Source organism: Peribacillus sp. P4_D6, from assembly GCF_056401795.1.
The window spans coordinates 1-5327 of record NZ_JBFUIQ010000189.1 but is presented as its reverse complement, the minus strand read 5'-3'; the positions used below and the strand labels follow the sequence as shown (position 1 = coordinate 5327).

Here is a 5327-nt window from a genome sequence, read left to right as displayed (position 1 = left end):
GTCTTGTACCTTCCGTTCCAATCACTGGAACTTTTTTAAAAGAAAAAAATGAGGGTAAAAGGGTTGTCTGCATTCTGAAAGGAGTATAGCCACTCCTTTTTTTGTTTCCCTTTTATATGTCCTATTCCAACATTCCCTGTAGTTGGAATAGGACATATATACTATCCAGCCTTTCATCGTAAGGTCTTTATACTCTGAAATTCGGCAATTGTAAGAAAATCCCGATTGTATTATAATGATTAAGAGTATTGAGAATATTCAGAAGGAGGGGGCAAATGAGCAATAAGCCATGGCAAGCTATTTATCCGGAACAGATACCCGCTGTTTTGTCGTACGAAGATAAACCTCTTTATTCTTTTTTGAAGGAATCAGCCGAGGAATTCCCTGATAAAGTATCGATTCATTTCCAGGGAAAAGAATTAACTTTCCGGGAAGTGCATGAATCTGCTTTAAAGTTTGCAGCCTATTTAAAAAGTATCGGACTTCAAAAAGGCGAACGCGTTGCCGTCATGCTACCTAACTGCCCTCAGGGTGTCATAAGCTTTTTTGGGATATTGATGGCCGGAGGAGTCGTAGTTCAAACGAACCCAACCTATACTGAACGTGAATTAGAATATCAAATGAAAGATTCCGGAGCGAAAATGATTTTAGTGATGGATATTTTATTTCCCCGTGTTTCTGCAGTGGCATCAAGAACGGATATTGAACATATAATTGTAACCGCTATCAAGGAATATTTACCTTTCCCGAAAAATCTTATCTATCCTTTTATTCAAAAAAAGCAATACGGCATTGTCATCAATGTGGAGCATGAAGGGAATCATCATTTATTTTCCGAAATCATGAAACGAAAGATCACTGAAGAAGTCGACACTGTGCCGATCGATGTCAATAATGACCTTGCCCTTTTGCAATATACAGGTGGGACAACTGGCTTTCCCAAAGGGGTCATGCTTACTCATAAGAACTTGCTGGCAAATACGAAAATGTGCAATGCATGGCTTTACAAAAATAAGCGCGGTGAGGAAAGGATCCTTGCGATTCTGCCTTTCTTCCATGTGTACGGTATGACTACGGTCTTGGTTCTTTCCGTCATGGAAGGGAACACCATGATCATCATGCCGAAGTTTGATGTCGAAGCGACGCTTAAAACCATCCAAAAACAGAAACCGACCATGTTTCCAGGAGCGCCAACGATGTATATCGGCCTCTTGAACCATCCGGATATCGCTAAATATGATCTTTCTTCCATCAATGCCTGTATTAGCGGTTCTGCATCATTGCCCTTAGAGGTTCAAGAGCAGTTTGAGAAAATTACCGGCGGGAAGCTAGTTGAAGGCTATGGACTTTCTGAAACCTCACCTGTGACACATGCTAATTTCATTTGGGATCAGCCGCGTGTAAAAGGAAGCGTTGGACTGCCGTGGCCGGACACTGACTCGGCGATTCTGTCCCTGGAATCCATTGAAGAGCTTCCTCCGAATGAAATAGGCGAGATTGCCATAAAAGGACCACAGGTAATGAAAGGTTATTGGAACCGTCCGGATGAAACGGAAAAAACCTTTAAAAATGGCTGGCTGCTTACTGGCGATCTGGGTTATATGGATGAGCAGGGGTTCTTTTATGTCGTCGAGAGGAAAAAGGATACAATCATTGCAGGTGGTTTCAATATATATCCACGTGAGGTGGAAGAGGTGCTATACGAGCATGAGGCCATACAGGAAGTAGTTGTGGCAGGCATCCCTGACCCTTATCGAGGAGAGACCGTCAAGGCCTATGTCGTCCTGAAAAAAAATGCCAGGGTCACTGAAGAGGAATTGAATGAATTTGCCAGAAAGAACCTGGCTTCGTATAAGGTGCCGCGAAGCTATGAATTCAGGGATGAACTTCCTAAAACGACGATAGGGAAGATCCTGAGAAGAGTCCTTATCGAGGAAGAAAAGAAAAAAATATCCGAGGAAAGAAAAGAAGCTTAAACAAGCACCCCCTTTTAACGGAGCAGCGGAAGAGGGCTCCGTTTTGCAGAACAGCTGGACAAGCTATGGATGGTGGCTGTACAATGAACAGAAGTGAAATGTCAGGAGCCTTATATAAGGTTTTGCTTGACAGTAAAGGGTCATCATTTTATGATAGAAATATGAATGATGGTTCATTCATTTTTCTGAAAGGGGACATCCAGTGAAAAGCAACAGACCAAAGTATAATCAAATTATTGATGCGGCCGTTATTGTCATTGCCCAAAACGGTTACTATCAAGCCCAAGTATCCAAAATCGCCAAACAGGCAGGCGTAGCGGATGGCACCATTTATCTTTATTTTAAAAATAAAGAAGATATCTTAATATCATTATTCCATGAAAAGATGGGGTATTTTGTGGAACAGATCGAAGAAGAGATAAAAGGAAAGACCTCTGCTTCGGAAAAACTGCATGTGCTCATCCAAAAACATTTTCAAAACCTTTCAGAAGACGTGAATTTAGCAATTGTCACTCAGTTGGAATTAAGACAGTCGAATAAAGAATTGCGCCTTAGGATCAATGATGTGCTAAGAGGGTATTTAAATTTAATCGATCAGATCATTATAGAAGGAAAAGAGAACGGCGAATTCCTGCCTGATTTAAATAATTTACTTGCCAGGCAGATGATTTTTGGAACGATTGATGAAACTGTGACGACTTGGGTCATGAATGAGCAAAAGTATTCGCTTCCTGACCTTGCACCAGACGTTCACCGCCTGCTGATTGGCGGCTGTGGCCTGAAAAGTTAACGATTTAAATAGAGGATGGCTAGCCATCCTCGAAAGAATCGGTTAATTCAACTTCCAGCTTTAACTGGAAGTGATACATAGAGAATTATCAAAAAAGTTTGACTATCATGCCTGGAGGGATTGATATGGAATATCTTAAGCTTTCTGTCGAAAATCATGTGGCTTTTATAACGATTGATCATGCACCAGCAAATGCACTTTCTTCGGCTATCATCGGAGAGCTTTCACAGGCATTCGATCAAATTGGGAAAGACGAAGCCGTACGGGTTGTCCTTCTTCATGGTGAAGGAAGATTCTTCTCTGCAGGAGCGGACATTAAAGAGTTTACGGAAGTGAAAAACGGGAAAGCTTTCGAGAAGCTGACCAAGAATGGTCAATCTGTATTTGAGAAAATCGAATCTTTTCCAAAACCGGTCATTGCAGCCATCCATGGTGCGGCGCTTGGCGGAGGATTGGAGCTGGCTATGGCCTGCCACATCCGTTTGGTCACCGAAAGGGCTAAACTTGGTTTGCCTGAGCTGCAGTTGGGCTTAATCCCCGGATTTGCTGGGACCCAACGTCTTCCTCGTTACGTAGGCATGGCAAAGGCAGCTGAAATGCTGTTTACAAGTGAACCGATTTCAGGCACCGAAGCTGTGCAATGCGGATTGGCGAATCATGCCTTCACGGATGAAGAACTGATTCCAAAAGCTAAGGATCTAGCCAATAAAATTGCCAAGAAGAGCCCACTGGCATTAAAGGCGGCCATTGAGTTATTGAATTATTCCAAGCATGATTCTTACCATAAAGGTGTGGAAAGGGAAGCTGCCCTCTTTGGCCAGGCTTTCGATACTGCCGATGCACAAGAAGGAATCGCCGCTTTCATTGAAAAAAGGGAAGCTGTATTCAAAGGGAAATGATGTTTCGGTTTAAATAACTATTTTTATATATCATGCAGGATTATGGTGAAATCTGTAGAACATTACTATATATCAATAAAATTCATAATCTTCAAAACTCAAATTATTCGGGAGGTATTATCGTGAACATTTATGTACTGCTGAAAAGAACATTTGATACAGAAGAAAAAATTACACTATCCAACGGGAAAATCAATGAGGATGGGGCAGAATTCATCATTAATCCATACGATGAGTATGCAGTTGAAGAAGCAATCCAGGTGCGTGATGCACAAGGCGGCGAAGTAACGGTTATTTCTGTCGGAACAGAAGAGGCTGAAAAGCAATTACGCACAGCGTTGGCAATGGGTGCTGACAAAGCTGTATTGATAAATATAGAAGACGACATAGAAAATGGCGACCAATTCACGACTGCCAAAATTATTGGCGAATACTTAAAAGATAAAAATGCAGATCTAATCATTGCAGGGAACGTTGCAATCGATGGCGGCTCTGGTCAAGTGGGACCACGCGTTGCCGAAATTTTGGGAATTCCTTATATTACAACCATTACTAAATTGGACATAGAAAATGGAAATGTAAGCGTTATCCGTGATGTCGAAGGGGACTCTGAAACGATCGAAGCCTCTCTTCCATTATTGGTGACAGCGCAACAAGGGCTAAATGAGCCACGTTATCCTTCATTGCCAGGAATCATGAAGGCAAAGAAAAAACCGCTTGAAGAATTGGAATTGGATGACCTGGATTTGGAAGAGGACGATGTTGAGGCCAAAACAAAAACGATTGAAATTTACCTTCCTGCTAAAAAAGAAGCTGGAAAAGTTTTGGACGGGGAAATTAGTGCTCAAGTTACCGAGCTTGTTCAGTTATTACGCAGTGAAGCAAAAGTGATTTAATCGATACGGTACATCTCAAAACAACAACACAAGACAAAAAGAAAAATAGAGCACAGGAGGTTTTTATAAATGGCTAGAAAGTTTCTTGTATTGGGCGAAGTTCGTGATGGTTCACTAAGAAATGTATCATTTGAAGCTATCGGTGCGGCTAAGCTTGCAGCGGATGGCGGGGAAATCGTTGGTGTTTTAGTTGGTGACAGTGTTCAGAATTTCGGTAATGAAATGATCCAGTATGGTGCAGACCGGGTTATTGCAGTCGAAAATGATCAATTGAAACAATATACTTCAGATGGATATGCGCAAAGCTTGCTTGCCGTCATCGAGCAGGAAAAGCCGGAAGGAATTTTCTTTGGTCATACAGCCTTAGGAAAAGACCTTGCACCTAAATTGGCTGGAAAACTTGAATCAGGATTGATTTCCGACGTTACATCCATTGAAGAAGAAGGCGGAAATATCGTTTTCACCCGCCCGATATATTCTGGTAAAGCATTTGAAAAGAAAATTGTTACAGCTGGCGTGATTTTCGCGACAATCCGTCCGAACAATATCGAACCATTAGCGAAAGATGAGTCCCGCTCTGGTGATGTTTCTACATTAAGTGTGGATATTAAGGACTTACGGACAATCATTAAGGATGTTGTTAGAAAAGCCAGTGAAGGGGTGGACCTTTCAGAAGCGAAAGTAATCATCGCGGGTGGCCGTGGCGTGAAAAGTGAAGATGGTTTTGAACCATTAAAGGAACTGGCACAAGTTCTTGGCGGAGCGG

The 5327-nt window shown here is 42.0% G+C and carries 6 protein-coding genes; all 6 read left to right on the top strand.

Going from position 1 to position 5327, the window contains the following annotated elements; genetic code table 11:
* Positions 1 to 275: 275 nt before the first annotated feature.
* A complete protein-coding gene (locus AC1DVB_RS24995) occupies positions 276 to 1976 on the top strand; it encodes a long-chain-fatty-acid--CoA ligase (RefSeq protein ID WP_230136485.1) in 1701 nt (566 codons plus the stop codon).
* A gap of 83 nt (positions 1977 to 2059) precedes the next feature.
* Entirely contained in the window at positions 2060 to 2182 is a 123-nt protein-coding gene (locus tag AC1DVB_RS24990; protein ID WP_262983582.1) for a hypothetical protein, read from the top strand.
* The gene (locus AC1DVB_RS24985) at positions 2179 to 2766 is read left to right on the top strand and encodes a TetR/AcrR family transcriptional regulator (protein WP_230136487.1); all 588 of its coding nucleotides are present in this window, start codon (positions 2179 to 2181) and stop codon (positions 2764 to 2766) included. The genes AC1DVB_RS24990 and AC1DVB_RS24985 overlap by 4 nt, the downstream gene beginning before the upstream one ends.
* A 125-nt stretch (positions 2767 to 2891) precedes the next feature.
* Complete coding sequence (locus AC1DVB_RS24980) at positions 2892 to 3665, top strand: enoyl-CoA hydratase (RefSeq protein WP_057276671.1); 774 nt, start codon at positions 2892 to 2894, stop codon at positions 3663 to 3665.
* 122 nt (positions 3666 to 3787) lie between these two features.
* Positions 3788 to 4561, top strand: coding sequence for an electron transfer flavoprotein subunit beta/FixA family protein (locus AC1DVB_RS24975; RefSeq protein ID WP_057276670.1), 774 nt, complete (start codon positions 3788 to 3790; stop codon positions 4559 to 4561).
* A 69-nt stretch (positions 4562 to 4630) separates the two neighbouring features.
* Positions 4631 to 5327 (top strand): electron transfer flavoprotein subunit alpha/FixB family protein (locus AC1DVB_RS24970; protein WP_477591460.1); only part of this gene is annotated, 697 nt, incomplete at its 3' end.